This is a genomic window from Fulvimarina uroteuthidis (assembly GCF_034321785.1).
GTDB classification, from domain to species: Bacteria; Pseudomonadota; Alphaproteobacteria; order Rhizobiales; family Rhizobiaceae; genus Fulvimarina; species Fulvimarina uroteuthidis.
Window position 1 is genome coordinate 45,164 of record NZ_JAXLPB010000002.1, and the last position, 18,813, is coordinate 63,976.

Here is an 18,813-nt window from a genome sequence, read left to right on the forward strand (position 1 = left end):
CAATTGCCCGAAGCCGGGTTAGGTCTTGAACATGCTGACCCGTTACTATCACCACCCGATCTTCGTCGAGCACCTGACCGGTCCCGGCCATCCCGAGCGGCCCGAACGCCTCGTGGCGGTCGAGCGCATCCTCGAGGACGAGATGTTCCAGCTTCTCGACCGGGAAGAGGCGCCCGAAGGCGCGCTGGAATCGATCGTCCGCTGCCATCCGGAGGATTATGCCCGGGCCGTTGCGAAGGCCATTCCCGCGGACGGCCTTTCCCGCATCGATGGCGATACGATCATCAGTCCGAAGAGCTTCAAGGCCGCGCTCCACGCCGTGGGGGCGGCGACCGCCGCCGTCGACGGCGTCGTCTCGGGCGAGATCCGCAATGCCTTCATCGCGGCCCGCCCGCCCGGCCACCATGCCGAGAAGGCGACGGCGATGGGCTTCTGCCTGTTCAACACGGCGGCGATCGCCGCGCGACACGCGCAGGCCGTCCACGGCCTCGAGCGGGTCGCCATCGTCGACTGGGACGTTCACCACGGCAACGGCACCCAGGACATCTTCTGGTCGGATCCGAGCGTCCTCTATTGCTCCACCCACCAGATGCCCCTCTATCCCGGCACCGGCGCCAAGAGCGAGACCGGCGAAGGCAACATCGTCAACGCGCCGCTCGCCGCCGGCGACGGGGGCGAGAAGTTCAAGGATGCCTTCGACAGCCGCGTCCTGCCGGCCATCGACGCATTCCGGCCCGACCTCATCATCATCTCCGCCGGGTTCGATGCCCATTTCCGCGATCCGTTGGCCAACATTCAGCTGACCGAGGCGGATTTCGACTGGGCGACGGGCAAGCTGATGGATGCCGCCGCGACCCATTGCGGCGACAGGCTGGTGAGCGTCCTCGAAGGCGGCTACGATCTGCAGGGGCTCGCCGTTTCGGTGAAGGCCCACGTGAAGCGGCTGCTGGAAGGCTGATCGTCGCCCGTTCCGACAACCGACGCCTCGAAGCGACGAACCCGAGAAAAGACCTCATGGCCAACGATCAGACCGACGATATCCCGACGGACGATTCCGACATCAAGCGGATGAGCTTCGAGGAGGCGATGGCGTCGCTGGAGCGCATCGTCACCGATCTGGAACGCGGCGACGTGCCGCTCGATCGCTCGATCCGCATCTACGAGCGCGGCGAGAAGCTGAAGAACCATTGCGACAGGCTGCTGTCGGCCGCCGAGGACAAGGTGGAGAAGATCAAGCTCAATCGCGCCGGCAAGCCGTCGGGCACCGAGCCGCTCGATTCGCTCTGACCGTCACGAAGGCGGCGTGAGCGGCAAGTCCGGCCGGCTCGACGAGCCATAAGCGAGCGCACGGAAACGATTTGACGCAGACATACATTTGCGAAAAGCTTGATCGAAAACGCCATTACACGATTTAATGACAAGTCGGCCTTCACGAAAGCGGTCGAACGACAGGAAAAGACCGGGGGTTTTCGCGCAGTGTCCCAAACCTTGAATACGCCGTTGCTCGACCAGATCGACAAGCCTGCGGATCTGCGACGGTTCAAGGTGGCGGATCTGCGGCAGATCGCCGACGAACTGCGCGCCGATCTCATCGACGCCGTCTCGCAGACCGGCGGGCATCTGGGCGCGGGTCTCGGCGTCGTCGAGCTCACCGTCGCGCTCCATTACGTCTTCAACACCCCGGACGACCGGCTGATCTGGGACGTCAGCCACCAGGCCTATCCCCACAAGATCCTGACCGGCCGGCGCGAACGCATGCGGACCGTGCGCCAGGAAGGCGGGCTTTCGGGCTTTGCCAAGCGAACCGAGAGCGAATACGATCCCTTCGGCGCGGGCCACTCCTCCACCTCGATCTCGGCCGGCCTCGGCATGGCGGTCGCAAGCGAGCTGTCCGGGCGCACGAACAATGTCGTCTCGGTGATCGGGGATGGCGCGATGAGCGCCGGCATGGCCTACGAGGCGATGAACAATGCCGGCGCGCTCGATGCGCGCCTGATCGTCATCCTCAACGACAACGACATGTCGATCGCCCCGCCGACGGGCGCGATGAGCCACTATCTGGCGCGCCTCGTGTCCGGCAAGACCTACCGGACCCTGCGCAACCGCGCCCGCGACCTGTCCCAGAAACTGCCCGACTTCTTCCGCGAAGGGGCCCGCAAGACCGAGGAATATACGCGCGGCTTCTTTACCGGCGGCACGCTGTTCGAGGAACTCGGCTTCTACTATATCGGCCCGATCGACGGGCATGATCTCGACGCGCTCATTCCGGTCCTGAAGAACGTGCGCGACGCCGAGACCGGGCCGATCCTCGTCCATGTCGTGACCAAGAAGGGCAAGGGCTACGAGCCCGCCGAAAGCTCCGCCGACAAATATCACGGCGTCTCCAAGTTCGACGTCATCACGGGCGCCCAGTCGAAATCGAAGGGCAACGCCCCGGCCTACACCTCGGTCTTCGCCTCCAGCCTCATCGAGGAAGCGCGGCACGACGACAAGATCGTCGCCGTCCATGCGGCCATGCCGGCCGGAACCGGCCTCGACAAGTTCGCCGAGGTCTATCCCTCCCGCTCGTTCGACGTCGGCATCGCCGAGCAGCACGGGGTCACCTTTTGCGCGGGCCTTGCGACCGAAGGCTACAAGCCGTTCGCCGCGATCTACTCGACCTTCCTGCAGCGCGCCTACGATCAGGTCGTCCACGACGTGGCGATCCAGCACCTGCCGGTCCGCTTCGCCATCGATCGCGCGGGCTATGTGGGCGCCGACGGCGCGACCCATGCCGGTTCGTTCGACACGTCCTATCTGTGCCCCCTCCCTGGCTTCGTGGTCATGGCCGCGGCCGACGAGGCGGAGTTGCGCCACATGGTGCGCACGGCGGCCGCCTACGACGAGGGACCGATCTCGTTCCGCTATCCGCGCGGCAACGGGACGGGTGTCGAGATGCCCGACCGCGGCTCGATCCTGGAGATCGGCAAGGGCCGCCTGGTCAAGGAAGGCACCAAGGTCGCGATCCTTTCCTTCGGCACGCGGCTGGCCGACGCCATGAATGCAGCGGAGGAACTCGACGGCTACGGCCTCTCGACGAGCGTGGCCGACGCCCGCTTCGCCAAGCCCCTCGACACCGACCTGATCGAACGGATCGCCAGGAACCACGAGGTCCTGGTCACGGTCGAGGAAGGCTCGAGCGGCGGTTTCGCGTCCCAGGTCCTGCAGCATCTGGCAAGCGTCGGCCTTCTCGACAACGGCCTGAAGATCCGCCCCATCGTCATGCCCGACACGTTCGCCGATCATGCCGACCCGGCGAAGATGAACGCCTATGCCGGGCTCGACAAGGCGGGCATCGTATCGACGGTGTTCCGGGCGCTCGGCCGCGAGGAGAGCGAAGCCGCCAGGCGCGCCTGAACGAAGCCCCCTGAACACGGGGGGTTTCGGCGGCCTTCCCGCACAATCGGACGGGGTCTCCTTGCGCGGCGCGTCCCGGCGGCTCACATTCGCGCCAATGACCGATATCGATTCGCCGACCACCGCAGATGACGACGATCATGCTGCCGAATCCCAACGCCTCGATCAGGCTCTGGTCGAGCGCGGGCTGATGCCGTCCCGTTCGCGCGCACTCGACGCCGTCAGGCGCGGCAGCGTGACCGTCGACGGCAAGGCCGCCAGGAAGGCTTCCCAGCCGGTCGCCGCGCGCGCGACGATCACCGTCGACGATCCGGCGAGCGACTATGTCTCGCGCGCGGCGCTGAAGCTGATCGCCGGCCTCGACCAGTTCGGCGTCGCCGTGAAGGGCCGCGTCTGCCTCGATATCGGCGCCTCGACCGGGGGGTTCAGCCAGGTTCTCCTGGAGCGGGGCGCGGGCCATGTCATCGCGATCGATGTCGGGCACGAGCAGCTCCATCCCTCGCTGCACGACGAAGAACGGCTGACCAATATCGAGGGCCTCAACGCCCGCGACCTTACGGCGGACGATCTGGACGGCGAAGCGCCGGACCTCGTCGTCGCCGATGTCAGCTTCATCTCGCTGAAGCTCGCACTGCCGCCGGCCCTCGCACTGGCCGCGCCGGGCGCGCGCCTTGTCGCCCTCGTCAAGCCGCAGTTCGAGGCGGGCAAGCAGGCGATCGGCAAGGGCGGCCTGCTGAAGGACCCCGCCACCGCCGAGGCCGTCGCGCGCGACGTCGCGGACTGGCTCGGCGAACAGCCGGGCTGGCGCGTCGACGGCCTCATCGCCTCGCCGATTTCGGGCGGCGACGGCAACCGTGAATTCGTCCTTGCCGCGACCAAGACCGGGGCCGCCGCATGACCCGCGACGTCACGATCGACCGTCTCGGCGCGCAGGGCGACGGCATCGTCGAGACCGGGAGAGCCCCCCTCTTCGTGCCCTTCACGCTTCCCGGCGAGAGCGTCCGCGCCGATCTGTTCGACGGCGAGAAGCGGGGAACGCCACTCGAGATCCTGAAAGCTTCCCCGGAGCGCGTCACGCCGCCCTGCCCGCATTTCGGCGCCTGCGGCGGCTGCGAACTGCAGCACGCCTCGCCCGCCTTCTACGCCGAGTTCAAGCGCGCCATCGTCGTCGAGGCCCTGTCGCGGCACGGCATCGAGACCGAGGTCGCGCCGCTCGTGCCATGCGCGCCCGGCACGCGCCGGCGCGTGACGCTGACGGCGGTGCGCGCCGATCCCAAGGTCCTGATCGGCTTCCACGAGGCCCATTCCGACCGGATCGTGCCGATCGGCCCCTGCCCGGTTGCCATGCCCGGCATCGTCGAGGCGCTGCCATCTTTGGAAAAGCTCGCCCTTCTCCTGATCGATCGCAAGAAGCCGTTGAAGCTCACGGTCACCCAGACCGCGGCCGGCCTCGACATCGCGGCCCATGACGCGGCTAAGCTGAACGAGGAGCGCCAGCGCCAGGCGGTCCAGCATGCGCTGTCCGCCGGCTATGCGCGACTGTCCTCGCAAGGGGAAATCCTCGTCCAGGCGCGAAAGCCCCACGTGTTCTTCGGCGACATCGCGGTCGAGCCGCCCTCGGGCGGTTTCCTGCAGGCAGTGACGGCCGCCGAGGATGCGATGGCGGACCTCGTGATGGCGCATCTGGCCAAATCGAAGCGCGTCGCGGACCTGTTCGCCGGCTCCGGCGCGTTCGCCTTGCGGCTTGCCCGCAAGGCCAGGGTGCACGCCGTGGAATCGGAAGCCGATGCGCTGGCCGCCCTCGACGGCGCGTCCCGCCTTGCTCAGGGGCTGAAGCCGCTGACCATGGAACGGCGCGATCTCTATCGCCGGCCGCTGACGTTCAAGGAACTGAAAGCCTATGACGGCGTCGTCTTCGACCCGCCACGGGCCGGCGCCGAAGCCGTCTGCGAGGCGCTGGCCAAATCGGTGGTCAAGCGGGTGGCCGCGGTCTCCTGCAATCCGCAGACCCTTGCCCGCGACCTCAGAACGCTGATCGACGGCGGCTATACGCTTCTGTCGGTCACCCCCATCGACCAGTTCCTCTGGTCCCACCATGTGGAGGCGGTCGCTCTCCTCGAGCGCCAGCGTTGATCGGGTTTCTCACACAGTACGGCTACGGTTTCATCCTCCTCGTCGTGCTCCTGGAATCGGTCGCCCTGCCGGTGCCGGGCGAAAGCCTCGTCATCGCGGCGGGCATGCTGGCCAGCCGGGGCGATCTCGACATCGTGCTCGTCCTCGGCGCGGCCTTCGTCGGCTCGATCCTCGGCGACAATATCGGCTACGCCGTCGGGCGGCGCTACGGCCGCAGGGCGATCGTGCGGTGGGGCGGCAAGGTCGGGTTCGGCCAGGACAAGCTGAAGCTGGTCGAGACGAAGTTTCGGTCCTACGGCTTCGTCATCGTGCTCATCGCCCGCTTCGTCTTCATCCTGCGCCAGCTGAACGGGTTCGTCGCCGGCATGATGCGGATGCCCTGGCCGCAATTTCTTCTGTACAATTCGATTTCGGCCGCGCTCTGGACCGCGGCCTACGGCCTGACGGCCTTCTATTTCGGCAAGGCGCTCGAACTCTTCCTGGAAGAGCAGTCGACCTGGCTCATCCTCCTGATATCCGGCAGCGTCTGCGCCATCGGAATGTTCGGCACCTACAAGGTGCTGTTCGATGAAAAGCCGGGCGCGGCGACGGAGACCGGAACGGCGACGGAGACCGAAGACGAGCCCGGCAAGATCGCCCGGCCCTGATCACCAAACCCCGATCGCCGGATCCCGGTCGTCACGGCTCGTGGCGTGGGGCCCCGACGAGATCGGGCCGGCGCTCCCGCGTGATCCGACGCGCTTCGGCCGTCCGCCACCGTTCCACCGCGCCGTGGTCGCCGGAGGTGAGGACCTCGGGGATCGTCCGCCCCTCCCATTCGGCGGGCCGCGTATAGTGGGGATGCTCGAGAAGGCCGCCCTCGAAGCTTTCATGGGTGCCGGAAAGCTGGTTGCCCATCACGCCGGGCAGAAGCCGGACCACGGCATCCAGCATGACCAGCGCGGCCATTTCGCCGCCCGAAAGGACGTAGTCGCCGACGGACACCTCGGTGAGGCCCCGCGCCTCGATCACCCGCTCGTCGACGCCTTCGAAGCGGCCACAGAGGATCACCGCGCCCTCGCCCGCCGCCAGGTCGCGCACGAATGCCTGGGTGAGCGGCCGGCCGCGCGGGCTCATCATCAGGCGCGGCCGGGTGTCGCCCGCGGTGCTCGCGGCATCGATCGCATCGGCGACGACGTCGGCGCGCATGACCATGCCCGCGCCGCCGCCGGCCGGCGTGTCGTCGACCGCGCGATGCCGGCCGCGGCCGAAATCGCGGATCTGCAGCGTCTCGAGCGCCCAGTCCCCCCGCTCCAGCGCCTTGCCGGCCAGCGAAACGCCGAGCGGCCCGGGAAACATTTCGGGATAGAGTGTCAGGATCGTCGCGCGGAAGGCCATCGCTCGCCGCTCAGTCCAGCGCTTCGCGGGCGCCGGCTTCGATGATGTCGAGATCGCGCTCCAGCACCGTGACGGTCTCAAGGGCCCGGTGCCATGCGTCGACATGCGCGCTCTTGCCATGGGCGGCCAGATTCTCGCGGCTTTCCCACTCCTCGTAGATGCGGATCAGGCCGGGCTCGAGAAGATCCTCGGCGAAGGAATAGACGATGCAGCCGTCCTCCTCGCGGGTCCTGCGCAAAACGGTTTCGGCGGCGGCGCGAACCTTCGGCAGATCCGCCGGCGCGATCCTCAGAATGCCTGCGATGATGATCATGCGTGCCCTGCCCTCTGCGGTGATGGTGTCTCGGTCAGGGGAATGAAGTGCCGGCGCGCCGGCGTCAATCCCGAGGCGGTGCCGGGAACGCCAGCCTGTCCCGAACCCGCGTACCGGACGCGGTCACCCGACCACCGGTCCTTTCGCAAGTGCCGGCGTCCCATGTCCATTTGGCGTTGCGGCCATGGCTTTTTTCGGGTGTTGGCTATCTACTGCCCGTAAAACAAGATGAAGCTGGCCGCGACGCCGATTCGGCGTGCATCCGGGGCCTGTCGTCGGACACGCTGTTTCGGGAGAAAACGATGGGCGGCCTGAACATACTGGTTTTCATCGGCTTCACGGCCCTCGTCGGACTCCTGTCCTATTACTGGACGCGTGGTACGGACGAGGGCGATTCGGACGGTTACTTTCTCGGCGGACGAAGCCTGACGGCACCCGTCATCTGCGGTTCGCTTCTCCTCACCAACCTGTCCACGGAACAGATCGTCGGCCTCAACGGGCAGGCCTTCACGGACGGAATCCTCGTGATGGCGTGGGAGACGCTGGCGGCCATCGCGATCGTCGTCACGGCGCTCGTCCTCCTGCCGCGCTATCTCTACGGCGGCATCGCGACGATTCCCTCCTTCCTCGCCTCGCGCTACGACGAGATGACGAAGACCATCGTTTCGGCCCTGTTCCTGTCGGGCTACGTGGTCGTGCTCCTGCCGATCGTGCTCTATTCGGGCGCGCTCGCGCTTTCCACCATGTTCGACGTGCCGCAACTTTTGGGCGTGGGCGAGACCGCCGCGCTCTGGATCACGGTCTGGGCGATCGGCATCGTCGGTTCGATCTACGCGATCTTCGGCGGGCTGAAGGCGGTCGCCGTCTCCGACACGATCAATGCCGTCGGCCTGTTCCTCGGCGGGCTTCTCGTTCCGATCTTCGGCCTCCTCGTCGTCGGCGACGGCTCGATCATGGCCGGTCTCTCGACCCTGTGGAACGAGCATCCGGATAAGTTCGACGCGATCGGGGGGCCGGAATCCTCCATACCCTTCGCCACCATCTTCACCGGCATGATGCTGGTGCAGCTGTTCTACTGGGGCACCAATCAGGCCATCATCCAACGGGCCCTGGGCGCCAAGAACCTGAGGGAAGGCCAGAAGGGCCTTCTCTACGCCGCCTGCTTCAAGATCCTCGGTCCCATCATCGTCGTGCTGCCGGGGATCATCGCGTTCCACCTGTTTCCCGATCTCGAAACGCCCGACCAGGCCTATCCACGCCTCGTGACGGAAGTCCTGCCGTTCTATCTCGTCGGCTTCTTCGCCGCCGTCCTTTTCGGCGCGATCCTGTCGTCCTTCAACTCGGCGCTGAACTCCTCGGTCACGCTCTTCGGCATCGACATCTACCGGCAATATATCAAGAAGGACGCGACCGACCGGCAGGTGGTGAGGGCAGGCAAGACCTTCGGCATCTTCCTCGCGATCGCCGCGATGACCATCGCGCCGTTCATCGCGAACGCACCGCAAGGCCTGTTCGGCTATCTGCAGGAGGTGAACGGGTGCTACTCGATCCCGATCCTCACCATCATCCTCGTCGGCGTCTTCACCAAGCGCGTGCCGCCGGTCGCCGCGAAGGTGGCGCTCGCCTCGGGCGTCATCCTCTACATGGCGAGCCAGTTCGGCCTGAAGTTCATCGTCGGCGCGGACAATTATCCGCACTTCCTGCACGTGATGGCGATCCTGTTCGTTCTCAACGTCACGATCATGCTGGTGATCGGCAGGCTCTATCCAAGCGACACCGATTACGTCGCCTTCAAGAGCGGCGCGGTGGCGATGGAATCCTGGTCCTATGCCTGGCCGGTGAGCATCGCCGTCATCGCCATCGTCGCCTCGACCTACGTGATCTTCACCTGACGGGCGGCCTGTGGCGGGAAAACGCGAGAACCCCGAAGAGCGAGGCGCTCTCCGGGGTTTTCGCCTTATATCGTCGGTCGGATGGAAGCGGTGACGGACGCACCGGAGCGCCGGGCGAACAGCCTCACGGCACGTGCGTTCTCGCGCGCGGCCCCGTCATCGCCCGCCCGTCCGGGTGAACGTCGCGTCGGCGCGCAAGGACAGGCCGTTACTTGCCGTGGCGCTCGCGGGTCTGACGAAGGGTGTGCTCGAGCCGCTCCGTCCGGTTGCCGGATTGGCGAACGAGCTCGGAAAGGAACGAACGAAAGCGCGTGCCGATGGAATTGGGTGTGTTCTGGCTCATGGCTTATGCCCCGCTTGCCTGGATGTCTCTCTTGTCTCGGGGTGAATATGCCCATTTCGGCGGCAGGTGAGAAGTCGCACAATCGGAAGGCTTCCATGCAGTCAGCGTGACGCTTATGGGCCCCGCCGGTCATGTTTCCTTCATGAACCCAATGCATGGAAAACCCCTCGCGTCCGGTTCGGCGGACACGAGGGGCGCTCTCTTTCGTCTTCGACAGGGGATCCGGGCGCCTTACGCGGCGCTTCGCTTGATCAGCCGGATCGGCACGGATTTCGCCGCCGGGACATGGGCCCGGCGCGAATGGTGCCAGAGCGGCACGAGGGCGTTGAGTTCGGGATAATAGCCCGCGCAATTGCCCGCCGGTACGTCCCAGGCATGGACGCGGTAATCCTCGACCCGCCGCGTTACGCCGTCGTCGGCATGGGTCTCGATATCGACACGGCTTTCGTTGGTGAGGCCGAGCCGTTTCATGTCCGCCTCGTTCATCAAGATCACCATGCGCGTACCGTCGACGCCGCGCAGGCGGTCGTCATAACCGTAGACGGTGGTGTTGAACTGGTCGTTCGAGCGGACGGTCATCAGCTTCAGGACGTCCTGCGACGTCGTATCGATATCGGGATCGACGTCGAAGCTTTCCGGCGTCAGGAAGTTCGCCTTGCCGTTCTGCGTACGCCATTCGCGCTTGCTGGCGCCGATGTCGCGGTGGAAGCCGCCGGGCGTGCGGAACCGTTCGTTATAGCCGGCGAAATCGTCCGGATAGGCGCGCTCGATCGCGTCGCGGATCTTCGAATAGTCGGCGAGCCATTCGTCCCAGGGCACGCTCGACTTGTCCGCGACGGTCGCCTTGGCAAGCTCCACGACGATCCGCGGCTCGGACAGGATCTCCTTCGACGCCGGTTCGATCGTGCCGAGGGAGGCGTGGATGCAGGCGGTGGAGTCTTCGATCGAGACGAACTGGTCGACGCCGTTCTGGGTGTCGCGCTCCAGCCGGCCCATGCAGGGCAGGATATAGGTGTTCTGCGCCGCCAGAAGATGGTTGCGGTTGAGCTTGGTGGAAATCTGGACGTTGAGGCGCATCTTGCGCCACGCTTCCTCGACGAGACCGGTTTCGGGCACGGCGCGCGTGAAGTTGCCGCCAAGGCAGACGAAGCCCTTCACCGATCCGTCGATGATGCCTTCGCAGGCCTCGACCGTGTCGAGACCCTTTTCCTTGGGAACGGTGAAATCGTAGAATTGCTCGAACTTCTCGTGCGGGATGAGGTCGAGCTTTTCCGTGATGCCCACCGTGCGCTGGCCCTGCACGTTGGAATGGCCGCGGATCGGCGAGATGCCGGCCCCCTCCTTGCCCATCATGCCGCGCATGAGGAGAAGATTGCAGAGCATCTGGACGTTCTCGATGCCGTGGCGGTGCTGCGTCAGGCCCATGCCGTAATTGGCGATCACCCGCTCGGCCTTGGAATAGACCCGGCCGGTATGTTCGAGATCGCCGCGGGCAAGACCCGAACAGCGCTCGATCTCGTCCCAGTCCGAGCCGCGCACGAAACGCTCGAACTCTTCGAAGCCATGGCAGTGCGTGTCGATGAAGTCGAGATCGAGAACGCGTGGCTTGCCGGCTTCGCGCGCCGCGTCGTCGAGAGCGAAGACCGCCTTGGCGATGCCGGTCATCGCCGCGACGTCGCCACCGCATTTGAGCTGGTAATAGTCGCTCGACATCTTCGTCCCCTCGCCGGGAGACAGCATTTCGAGCGGATGCTGCGGGCTCTTGAAGCGCATCAGCCCACGCTCCTTGAGGGGATTGAAGGTGATCACCGGCGCGCCGCGCTTGCGGGCCTCCTGCACCCAATGAAGCAGCCTCGGCGCGTTGGTGCCGGTGTTGTGCCCGAAGAAGAACATCATGTCGCAGGCGTCGAAATCGGCGAGCGTCACCGTGCCGACGGGCGAGCCGATCGATTCCGGCAGACCGACGGAGGTGGATTCGTGGCACATGTTCGAGGAATCGGGCAGGTTGTTCGAACCGTAGATGCGCGCGAAGAGCTGCCACATATGCGAGGTTTCGAGCGCGGCGCGGCCCGAGACGTAGAACACGACGGATTCGGGATCCATGTCGTTCAGTTCGGCGGCGATCTCCCGGAACGCCGTTTCCCAGCGGATCGGAACGTACTGGTCGAGCGTCGCGTCGTACTTCATCGGCGTGGTCAGCCGGCCCTGCTTTTCAAGGTCGTGGTCGGTCCATTCGAGAAGCTCGGAAACGCGGTGTCTGGCGAAGAATTCGCGATCGCAGCGCTTCGGGGTGATTTCCCACAGCGTCGCCTTGGCGCCGTTCTCGCAATATTCGAAGGCGCGCGGCTCGGCGGGCTTGCCCCAGGAGCAGGACACGCACTGATAACCGCCCGGCTTGTTCTGGCGCGCCAGCGTCCCCCAGACGCTGGAGGCCAGGAGGCCTTCCTGCGCCGATTTCTCCACGAGGGATTTCACCGACCCCCACCCCCCGGTCGGCTGGTCGTAGGGCTCGAAGGTCGGCGTGTCGGTGTTCTCGCTGCGTTTCATGGCTGAAACCTTCCCATCATGCGCCGCAGGATCCCGGCAACAGGAGCGCAAGCGCGAAATCGTTCGATATCCAAGTCCCTCGCCATGATCGACGCGGCAGCGGGCAACTTGTTCCCTCAAGAGAATCGCGCGCCGGAACGGAATGGCAAGGCATCGGCGCCAATCGGTCGCTCTGCGCGCCCGCGCCCGTCACGGGACGGCGAGATCGAACCGGACCCGGATCGTCGTCCCCGGCCGGCCGTGCGCCGTTCGTTCAACGCACGACCGTCAGCACCGCGCCGGGTTTCAGCAGCGGTGCGATCTTCAGCATGTCGCGCGGCGCGATGGCGACGCACCCTTCGGTCGGCGGATAGCCGGGCCTTGCGATATGGAAGAAGATCGCACTGCCGCGATGGCGCCGCCTCGACCGGACGTTCCAGTCGAGGACCACGACGAAATCATAGAGCCTGTCCGCACGCGCCATGCTCTCGGCACTCGCACCGAACGGCAAGGTCACGGCACGGTTGTAGGCGGCGTGGCGGGGCGCGTCGCACCAGCCGTCCTGGGGCCGCGTGATCCTGCCGGGCAGCGTGCTGTCCGGCCGCTGCATCCGCCAGAGGCGATGCGACGTACTTAACAGGGCCATGCGCGCGACCGGGGTCGCCCCGTCGCCCTCGGCCTTGAAGACGGTCGTCGAGGACCGGCCGAGCGCACAGGGGATACGGTAGGGACCTGCGGCGAGAATGCCGCGAAGGGGCGAGAGCGGGGACCGGCGGACGAGAAACGACATCGCATCTGCTAGAAAGGCGAAGAATCATTTGTCAAGAAGATCAATTTATCTATGTGATCACAATGATTGACGGTCCCGGTATGAACGGCCCAGTGACAACCATGATGAAAGACGTATGAATCAGCGTACCATTCTGATCGTCGATGACGACGACGACCTCCGGCAGACGCTTGCGGAACAGCTGGCCCTGCACGAAGAATTCAGCGTTTCCCAAGAGGCGTCCGCGGCCAAGGGGATCGCGGCCGCACGCACCGGTGTGATCGACCTGCTGGTGATCGACATCGGATTGCCCGACATGGACGGCCGCGAGGCCGTCAAGCTTCTGCGCAAGGGCGGCTTCAAGTCGCCGATCGTCATCCTCACCGGTCAGGACGCCGATGCAGACACGATTCTCGGTCTCGAGGCCGGGGCGAACGACTATGTCACGAAGCCGTTCCGCTTCGCGGTGCTGCTCGCCCGCATACGCGCCCAGCTTCGACAGCACGAGCAGAGCGAGGACGCCACGTTCCAGGTCGGGCCTTACATCTTCAAGCCCAGCCAGAAGCTGCTCGTGGACGACAAGGGCACGAAGATTCGCCTGACGGAAAAGGAAACGGCGATCATCCGCTTCCTTTACCGCGCGGACAGGAACGTGATCACCCGCGACGTGCTGCTCGAAGAGGTCTGGGGCTACAATTCCGGGGTGACGACGCACACGCTTGAGACGCATGTCTATCGCCTGCGCCAGAAGATCGAGCCCGATCCCTCCAACGCACGCTTGCTCGTGACCGAATCCGGTGGCTACAAGCTGGTACCCTGACGCCTTCGCAAAGAGGATCGCGGCTTGAGCCTTCAAAGCGACATCGCGGTTCTGAGAAGCGTCAAGCTGTTCGACAGCCTCGACGAGGACGCCCTGCGCCTTCTGGCGTTCGGCGCCGAGCATCGACGGTTTCCGGCCGGCGACACGGTGTTTCGGGAAGCCGCGCTCGCCGATGCCGGATTCGTGGTGGTCTCGGGAACGGTGGTGCTGACGCAGGGTGACGCAAACCCGCCGAAGATCGTCGGTGCCTACGGTCCCGGCACGCTCATCGGCGAAATGGCCCTCATCACCGAGACCCGCCGCCCCGCGACGGCGCGGGCGGAAACGCCCGCCGACCTGTTGCGGGTGGGACGCACCCATTTCCGCCGGCTTCTGGAGGAATATCCGGCCTTCGCCGCGACGCTGGAGGCGCGCCTGCGTGACCGTTTCGTGCAGATGACGCGGCAGATCTCGGCGATGGAAAGCCGCTTCCGCGACCCGTGACCTGGCTGTCGCGCATAAGAATCAAAGCCATTTGACCTGGGCCCGTCCTGCGCCCCACCGGGAGCGCGGGCCCGACGGGACCTTGAATGCCCGCAACCGCTTCGGCAGCGACCTGCCGCAAGGGTCGCCTTCCCGGCAAGGGTACGCGGCCCTGCGGTTCGGCCTCCCGGTCAGCTGGGCGGCGATGGCGGGGAACCGGCACCGGCCTCGCCGACGGCCTCCAGCGTGGCGAGGAAGGATTGACACCAGTGCTGCGCGGTCCCCGTGAACACCGCTTCGCGCATCAACTCCCACCGGCGCTTGCGCTCCTCCAGCGGCATCGTCAGCGCTGTCTGCAGCGCGCCGGCGACGTCGTCGGTATTGTACGGATTGACGACGATGCAGCCGCATTCCAGCTCGGCATGCGCCCCGGCAAAGCGCGACAGAACCAGGACGCCGGGGTCCTCGGGATCCTGCGCCGCGACGAATTCCTTCGCCACGAGATTCATGCCGTCGCGCAAGGGGGTGACGAGGCACACGCGGGCGGCGCGGTAGATGCCCGCGAGCGCCTTGCGCGTGAAACCGCGCGTCATCATCTGCAGCGGCGTCCAGTCGAGCGTGGCGAACCGGCCGTTGATGTGGCCGGCCGTGCGCTCCAGTTCGCTGCGCAGATCGGCATAGGCGTCGAGCTCTGAGCGCGACAGGGGCGCGACCTGCAGGAAGATCGCGCAGCCCCGGTTTTCCGGATAATCCTCGAGCAGGCGCTCGAAACCGTAGAAGCGCTCGAGCAGACCCTTGGAATAGTCCATGCGATCGACGCCGACGATGAGCTTGCGTTCGGCTTCCTCGCCCTTGAGGTTGCGCCGGTCGCGGCTCATGTCGAGCAGCATTTCCTCGTGCGAACTGGCCTCCGGCGAGACGGCGAAACGGGAATAGCTCTCCGCATCGATGCCGATCGGGAAGGCCTTGGCGATGACGGTCCGGTCGCCCACCTCGACGCGCCCGTCCTCGAGTTTGCGTCCGCCGAGCTCACGGACGCAGAAGCCGACGAAATTGCGCCGGTCGGTGTCGGTCTGGAAGCCGATCACGTCGTAGGCCAGAAGCGCCCTGACGATGTCGTGGCTCGCCGGCAAGGCGGAGAACACTTCCGGCGCACAGAAGGGAATGTGAAGGAAATAGCCGAGCCGGCCGTTGTAGCCGGCCTGCCGCAGCTCCGATCCCATGTAGAAGAAATGATAATCGTGCACCCAGACGAGATCGTTCTCCTTCAGATGCGGCATCAGCCGCACCGCGAAGCGATGGTTCACCTTGCGGTAGATCCGGTCGGAGGCGCGATCGAATTCGGCGAGATCGAGCCGGTAATGCAGCAACGGCCACAAGGAGCGGTTGGCATAATCGTAGTAGAAGCCGTTCAGCTCCTCCTCGGTCAGGTCGATCGTAGTCATCGCCACATTGCCCTCGACTTCGGTCCGCTCCTGCGAATGGGTGCCCTCGTCGGAGGTCTCGCCGCTCCAGCCGAACCAGAGGCCACCGCGCCGCTTCAGCGCATCCGAAAGACCGACGACGAGACCACCGGCCTGTCCCTCGTCGCTCAAGGGACCGACCCGGTTGGAAACGGCGACGAGGCGGGATTCGGGCTCAGCCATCGATAGGGTCCTCATTCTTGTCTGTGTATCTTATGGATTGCGCGATCCAGCGATGAACGGCGGCGACGTCCGTCAGCCGGAACGCGGCGACACTGTCCTTCGCGCCGACCTTCACCGACACGCCGCCCCGCCGCCTGACCACGTCGAGCGCATATTCGTCGGTCGTGTCGTCGCCGGCATAAAGCGGGGTGCGGCCCTTGAACGGCGCCCGCTCCATCATGTCCGCCAGGGCCTTGCCCTTGTCCATCCCGGCCGGATGAACCTCAACGATGTTGTCGCCGTGCATGACGAGGAGATCGCCGCGATCGCCCACCGCCTCGCTTGCCGCACGGCGGGCGACCTCCTCGAGATCGGGCGCCGTGCGATAGTGGAGAACGAGGGCGAGGCCCTTGTCCTCGAGCCTCAGGCGCGGATGGTCCCGCACAAGGCTTGCGAACGCCTCTCGAACGGGATCGAGCTCCGCTTCCGTCATCAGGCGTTCCGTCTCGCCGTCCGGCGTCGCGCGCCGCTCCAGTCCGTGGACTCCGGCGGCGGCAAAGCGCATCGGCGACAGAAACCCGTCGAGGTCGCCGATCCGTCTCCCGCTCACGATGGCCAGCGCGCCGCCGCAGGCCTTTTGCAGCCGCATCAAGGGTTCCAGCGTGCCTTCCGGCAGCGCGACGGAGGCGGGATCGTCGACGAGCTCGGACAATGTTCCATCGAAATCGAGGAAGATCGCGTGGGCGGTCGGGTCGATCAGCGGCGGTGGGGTCGTGTCGGTCATGATGGATCATGATCTAGCGCCGCCTGCCGCAACGCCAACCGCCGCGATGCGCGTCGGAACGCCTCGCAGATCGGGAAATTCCGTCAGATCCCCAATCGCGAACGGGTCTCGGCACCGGCGAAGCCGGTCGCAGCCATTCCCGCGGCACGTTGAAAGGTCTCGAGGGCGGTCCTGGTGCGGGGTCCGAAGATCCCGTCGACGGCGATCGACGCGCCGGCGTTCCGCAGGGCCGTCTGGAGATGAAGCACCGCCGGACCCCGCGCGCCGACCTGCAGAATATCGCCCGCCCCCGACGCATGGAGTGCAGAGCGGGCCCGCTCCAGCGCGGCGGCGATCTTCTCGTCGTAGCGGTTGCGCCGATAGCCCGGCCCGTTATAGCGCCGCGCAAATCCCGGAAAGTCGCCATCCATCAACCGGTCGGCAAGCCGTCCGAGCGCGAGGAACCGCGCGCCGATCGTCACCTGCCCCAAGATCGAGGACCGCGCGGTGCTCGCCAGCGCCTCGGCCGTGCGGAAGCCGAGCGCCGCTGCATGCGCGCCCATCACCTGACAGAGTCCCCACGAGACCGATGCGCAGGCGGCCTCCGCGTCGATCCGGACGGCCCTTTGAAAAAGCGCCCAGCGGTCAGGCTGGGCGGCCGGACTGGCGATCCGCCCCGCCCGCGGGTGGGAAAGCCCCTCGGCCCGCGCTTGCGGGCGCAGGCGTTCGGGAAGCTGCCTGTCGAAATAATGCCCTTCGAACCGGATCAACGGCTCTTCGCGCCTGCCGATCCTGACAAGCGGGACCGCCCGCGTTTCCACCAGCGCGACGGCGAGCAGCACCTCGGGCGCCATGCCCGTTTCCCCGCCGACCGTGCGCACCGCCTCGATCGTCCGCCTGTCGATTGCCATCCGCGTCATCCCGCCCTTCCGATTGCCGACGAAAGGAGGATGGCGCGCGTCGAACGGGCCGCGGACAAATCGGCGGCACGGCAAGGGGAGAAGATGGCTGCGTGTCCAGGTTCGGCTCAGGCCGCCCGTGAGCCGGGCGAGGCGCCGCGCGCCCTCGCGGCATCCCCGCCGAACGCGGCCGCGATCGTCTCGGCGATCATGTCCGCCGTCACCGGACCGAGCGTCCAGCCGAGATGGCCGTGTCCGGTATTGTAGAACACCGTCCGCGCCTTGCCCGCCCCGACCTTGGGCAGCATGTTCGGCATCATCGGGCGAAGACCCGCCCAGGGCTCGTAGTCGGCGATGGCGACGCCGGGAAAGCGCGTCCGGCACCAGTCGAGCAGCGGATCGATCCGCGCCTGGCGGACGGTGCGGTCCTCGCCCGCGAACTCGGCCGTCCCGGCGATCCGCAGGCGCTCGCCGAGCCGCGTGCCGACGATCTTGGCATGATCGTCGAGGATCGAGACCTGGGGGCCGGCCGCCCGGCTCGCCTCGTCCTTCAGGGCGATGGTGATCGAATAGCCCTTGACCGGATAGATGTTCACCCGGTCACCGAAATACCGGGCGATCTTCCGGCTCTTGACGCCCGCGCACACGACGACGGCATCGAAGCGCTCGGTCGTCTCCGCCCCGTTCGCCGCAAGGTCGCGGATCGTGAGTTCGGCGCGCGTCCCGTCGGCGTTGGCGTCCGTGATCTCGCTCCCGTAGCGGATCGTGGCGCCCTTGCGCCGGCAGGCCTCGGCAAGGCCGCGCGTGAAGCTGTGGATATCGCCGGTGAAGTCGCTCTCGGTGTAGTAGCCGCCGACGAAATCCCCATTGACCGAAGGCTCGATCGCGTGGATCTCCCCGGGGGTCACGTAGCGGCGCGTGAGACCGCCCCGTTCGAGCAGCCTGTTGACCTTCGTGGCATGGTCGAGCTCGGCGCGATCCTCGAAGATATGCATGATCCCGCGGGTCTTCACGTCGAAGTCGATCCCCTCGCGCTCGGCCATGTCGAGAAGATGATGGCGGGCGGCGATCGCCATCCGGGTCGTTCGCACCGTATTGTCCTCGTAGGACCGCGCGGCGAGCGCGAACTCCATCAGCCATGCCAGCTTGTGCGGGTTCGGCGAGGGATGGACGAGCAGCGGCGCGTTGCGCGTGAACATCCATCTGATGCCTTTCAGGAACGTCGAGGGGTGGTTCCAGACCTCGGCGTTCGATGCCGACAATTGCCCGGCATTGGCGAAGGAGGTTTCCAAAGCGGCGCCCTGCAGCTTCTCGAAGATGGTGACCTCGAAACCGCGCTCGATCAGCTTGTAGGCGGTGGTGATGCCGGTGATGCCGGCTCCCAGAATGGCGATCGAGGTCATGGCGCAGCTCCATTCGGATCAGACAGGCACGCATTCCATCTTGTGCAGCGCGGGACGGGAATGCAAATTCAAAATCGCAGCGACGGGCACGC

18 protein-coding genes are annotated in these 18,813 nt (G+C 66.1%); 9 read left to right on the forward strand and 9 right to left on the reverse strand.

What is annotated here, in order from left to right:
- Positions 1–31 precede the first annotated feature (31 nt).
- The 6 genes from U0C82_RS05210 (at position 32) to U0C82_RS05235 (ending at position 6,176) form a co-directional block, all read left to right on the forward strand.
- On the forward strand, positions 32–958 hold the full coding sequence (locus tag U0C82_RS05210) for a histone deacetylase family protein (RefSeq protein WP_322186026.1): 927 nt from the start codon (positions 32–34) through the stop codon (positions 956–958).
- 56 nt (positions 959–1,014) lie between these two features.
- On the forward strand, positions 1,015–1,287 hold the full coding sequence (locus U0C82_RS05215; protein ID WP_322186027.1) for an exodeoxyribonuclease VII small subunit: 273 nt from the start codon (positions 1,015–1,017) through the stop codon (positions 1,285–1,287).
- A gap of 189 nt (positions 1,288–1,476) precedes the next feature.
- Complete coding sequence (dxs, locus tag U0C82_RS05220) at positions 1,477–3,396, forward strand: 1-deoxy-D-xylulose-5-phosphate synthase (protein ID WP_322186028.1); 1,920 nt, start codon at positions 1,477–1,479, stop codon at positions 3,394–3,396.
- Between the two features lie 97 nt (positions 3,397–3,493).
- Positions 3,494–4,294: a TlyA family RNA methyltransferase gene (locus U0C82_RS05225; protein ID WP_322186029.1), complete on the forward strand. Its 801-nt coding sequence runs from the start codon at positions 3,494–3,496 to the stop codon at positions 4,292–4,294.
- Entirely contained in the window at positions 4,291–5,529 is a 1,239-nt protein-coding gene (locus tag U0C82_RS05230; protein WP_322186030.1) for a class I SAM-dependent RNA methyltransferase, read from the forward strand. Before U0C82_RS05225 ends, U0C82_RS05230 begins: the two co-directional genes overlap by 4 nt.
- The gene (locus U0C82_RS05235; RefSeq protein WP_322186031.1) at positions 5,526–6,176 is read left to right on the forward strand and encodes a DedA family protein; all 651 of its coding nucleotides are present in this window, start codon (positions 5,526–5,528) and stop codon (positions 6,174–6,176) included. Before U0C82_RS05230 ends, U0C82_RS05235 begins: the two co-directional genes overlap by 4 nt.
- A gap of 31 nt (positions 6,177–6,207) precedes the next feature.
- Here the strand turns inward: U0C82_RS05235 and trmD are convergent, their stop codons facing one another.
- Both trmD and U0C82_RS05245 read right to left on the reverse strand, forming a co-directional pair.
- Complete coding sequence (gene trmD / locus U0C82_RS05240) at positions 6,208–6,906, reverse strand: tRNA (guanosine(37)-N1)-methyltransferase TrmD (protein ID WP_322186033.1); 699 nt, start codon at positions 6,904–6,906, stop codon at positions 6,208–6,210.
- 10 nt (positions 6,907–6,916) lie between these two features.
- On the reverse strand, positions 6,917–7,219 hold the full coding sequence (locus U0C82_RS05245) for a putative quinol monooxygenase (protein ID WP_322186035.1): 303 nt from the start codon (positions 7,217–7,219) through the stop codon (positions 6,917–6,919).
- Positions 7,220–7,521: 302 nt separating this feature from the next.
- On the opposite strand from U0C82_RS05245, the gene U0C82_RS05250 reads away from it, so the two are divergent.
- Entirely contained in the window at positions 7,522–9,111 is a 1,590-nt protein-coding gene (locus tag U0C82_RS05250; RefSeq protein ID WP_322186036.1) for a solute:sodium symporter family transporter, read from the forward strand.
- A gap of 208 nt (positions 9,112–9,319) precedes the next feature.
- Here U0C82_RS05250 and U0C82_RS05255 read toward each other — a convergent pair whose 3' ends face one another.
- The 3 genes from U0C82_RS05255 to U0C82_RS05265 form a co-directional block, all read right to left on the reverse strand.
- Positions 9,320–9,454 carry a hypothetical protein gene (locus U0C82_RS05255; RefSeq protein WP_322186037.1) on the reverse strand — a complete coding sequence of 45 codons (135 nt, stop codon included), beginning with the start codon at positions 9,452–9,454 and terminating at the stop codon, positions 9,320–9,322.
- A gap of 231 nt (positions 9,455–9,685) precedes the next feature.
- Positions 9,686–12,001, reverse strand: a complete 2,316-nt coding sequence (locus U0C82_RS05260; RefSeq protein ID WP_322186038.1) for an FdhF/YdeP family oxidoreductase — start codon at positions 11,999–12,001, stop codon at positions 9,686–9,688.
- 253 nt (positions 12,002–12,254) lie between these two features.
- Positions 12,255–12,770 (reverse strand): L,D-transpeptidase family protein, encoded by a 516-nt coding sequence (locus U0C82_RS05265; protein ID WP_322186039.1) that lies wholly within the window; start codon positions 12,768–12,770, stop codon positions 12,255–12,257.
- A gap of 115 nt (positions 12,771–12,885) precedes the next feature.
- On the opposite strand from U0C82_RS05265, the gene U0C82_RS05270 reads away from it, so the two are divergent.
- Both U0C82_RS05270 and U0C82_RS05275 read left to right on the forward strand, forming a co-directional pair.
- Entirely contained in the window at positions 12,886–13,569 is a 684-nt protein-coding gene (locus U0C82_RS05270; protein ID WP_322186040.1) for a response regulator transcription factor, read from the forward strand.
- A gap of 24 nt (positions 13,570–13,593) precedes the next feature.
- The gene (locus U0C82_RS05275; protein ID WP_322186041.1) at positions 13,594–14,052 is read left to right on the forward strand and encodes a cyclic nucleotide-binding domain-containing protein; all 459 of its coding nucleotides are present in this window, start codon (positions 13,594–13,596) and stop codon (positions 14,050–14,052) included.
- A gap of 170 nt (positions 14,053–14,222) precedes the next feature.
- Here U0C82_RS05275 and U0C82_RS05280 read toward each other — a convergent pair whose 3' ends face one another.
- From U0C82_RS05280 to U0C82_RS05295, 4 genes are all read right to left on the reverse strand, one after another.
- Entirely contained in the window at positions 14,223–15,677 is a 1,455-nt protein-coding gene (locus U0C82_RS05280) for an alpha,alpha-trehalose-phosphate synthase (UDP-forming) (RefSeq protein ID WP_322186042.1), read from the reverse strand.
- Entirely contained in the window at positions 15,670–16,440 is a 771-nt protein-coding gene (otsB, locus tag U0C82_RS05285) for a trehalose-phosphatase (protein WP_322186044.1), read from the reverse strand. Before otsB ends, U0C82_RS05280 begins: the two co-directional genes overlap by 8 nt.
- An 83-nt stretch (positions 16,441–16,523) precedes the next feature.
- Entirely contained in the window at positions 16,524–17,330 is an 807-nt protein-coding gene (locus U0C82_RS05290) for an N-acetylmuramidase domain-containing protein (protein WP_322186045.1), read from the reverse strand.
- Positions 17,331–17,446: 116 nt separating this feature from the next.
- A complete protein-coding gene (locus U0C82_RS05295) occupies positions 17,447–18,721 on the reverse strand; it encodes a D-amino acid dehydrogenase (RefSeq protein WP_322186046.1) in 1,275 nt (424 codons plus the stop codon).
- Between the last annotated feature and the right edge of the window lie 92 nt (positions 18,722–18,813).

What these genes read in the sequence shown, in the direction of transcription:
- U0C82_RS05260 (WP_322186038.1), bottom strand. Translation starts at nt 12,001, where the DNA reads ATGAAACGCAGCGAGAACACCGACACGCCGACCTTCGAGCCCTACGAC.
- U0C82_RS05295 (WP_322186046.1), bottom strand. Translation starts at nt 18,721, where the DNA reads ATGACCTCGATCGCCATTCTGGGAGCCGGCATCACCGGCATCACCACC.
- U0C82_RS05225 (WP_322186029.1), top strand. Translation starts at nt 3,494, where the DNA reads ATGACCGATATCGATTCGCCGACCACCGCAGATGACGACGATCATGCT.
- U0C82_RS05270 (WP_322186040.1), top strand. Translation starts at nt 12,886, where the DNA reads ATGAATCAGCGTACCATTCTGATCGTCGATGACGACGACGACCTCCGG.
- U0C82_RS05230 (WP_322186030.1), top strand. Translation starts at nt 4,291, where the DNA reads ATGACCCGCGACGTCACGATCGACCGTCTCGGCGCGCAGGGCGACGGC.
- otsB (WP_322186044.1), bottom strand. Translation starts at nt 16,440, where the DNA reads ATGACCGACACGACCCCACCGCCGCTGATCGACCCGACCGCCCACGCG.
- U0C82_RS05250 (WP_322186036.1), top strand. Translation starts at nt 7,522, where the DNA reads ATGGGCGGCCTGAACATACTGGTTTTCATCGGCTTCACGGCCCTCGTC.
- U0C82_RS05215 (WP_322186027.1), top strand. Translation starts at nt 1,015, where the DNA reads ATGGCCAACGATCAGACCGACGATATCCCGACGGACGATTCCGACATC.
- U0C82_RS05245 (WP_322186035.1), bottom strand. Translation starts at nt 7,219, where the DNA reads ATGATCATCATCGCAGGCATTCTGAGGATCGCGCCGGCGGATCTGCCG.
- U0C82_RS05265 (WP_322186039.1), bottom strand. Translation starts at nt 12,770, where the DNA reads ATGTCGTTTCTCGTCCGCCGGTCCCCGCTCTCGCCCCTTCGCGGCATT.
- U0C82_RS05290 (WP_322186045.1), bottom strand. Translation starts at nt 17,330, where the DNA reads ATGGCAATCGACAGGCGGACGATCGAGGCGGTGCGCACGGTCGGCGGG.
- U0C82_RS05255 (WP_322186037.1), bottom strand. Translation starts at nt 9,454, where the DNA reads ATGAGCCAGAACACACCCAATTCCATCGGCACGCGCTTTCGTTCGTTC.
- U0C82_RS05280 (WP_322186042.1), bottom strand. Translation starts at nt 15,677, where the DNA reads ATGGCTGAGCCCGAATCCCGCCTCGTCGCCGTTTCCAACCGGGTCGGT.
- trmD (WP_322186033.1), bottom strand. Translation starts at nt 6,906, where the DNA reads ATGGCCTTCCGCGCGACGATCCTGACACTCTATCCCGAAATGTTTCCC.
- U0C82_RS05210 (WP_322186026.1), top strand. Translation starts at nt 32, where the DNA reads ATGCTGACCCGTTACTATCACCACCCGATCTTCGTCGAGCACCTGACC.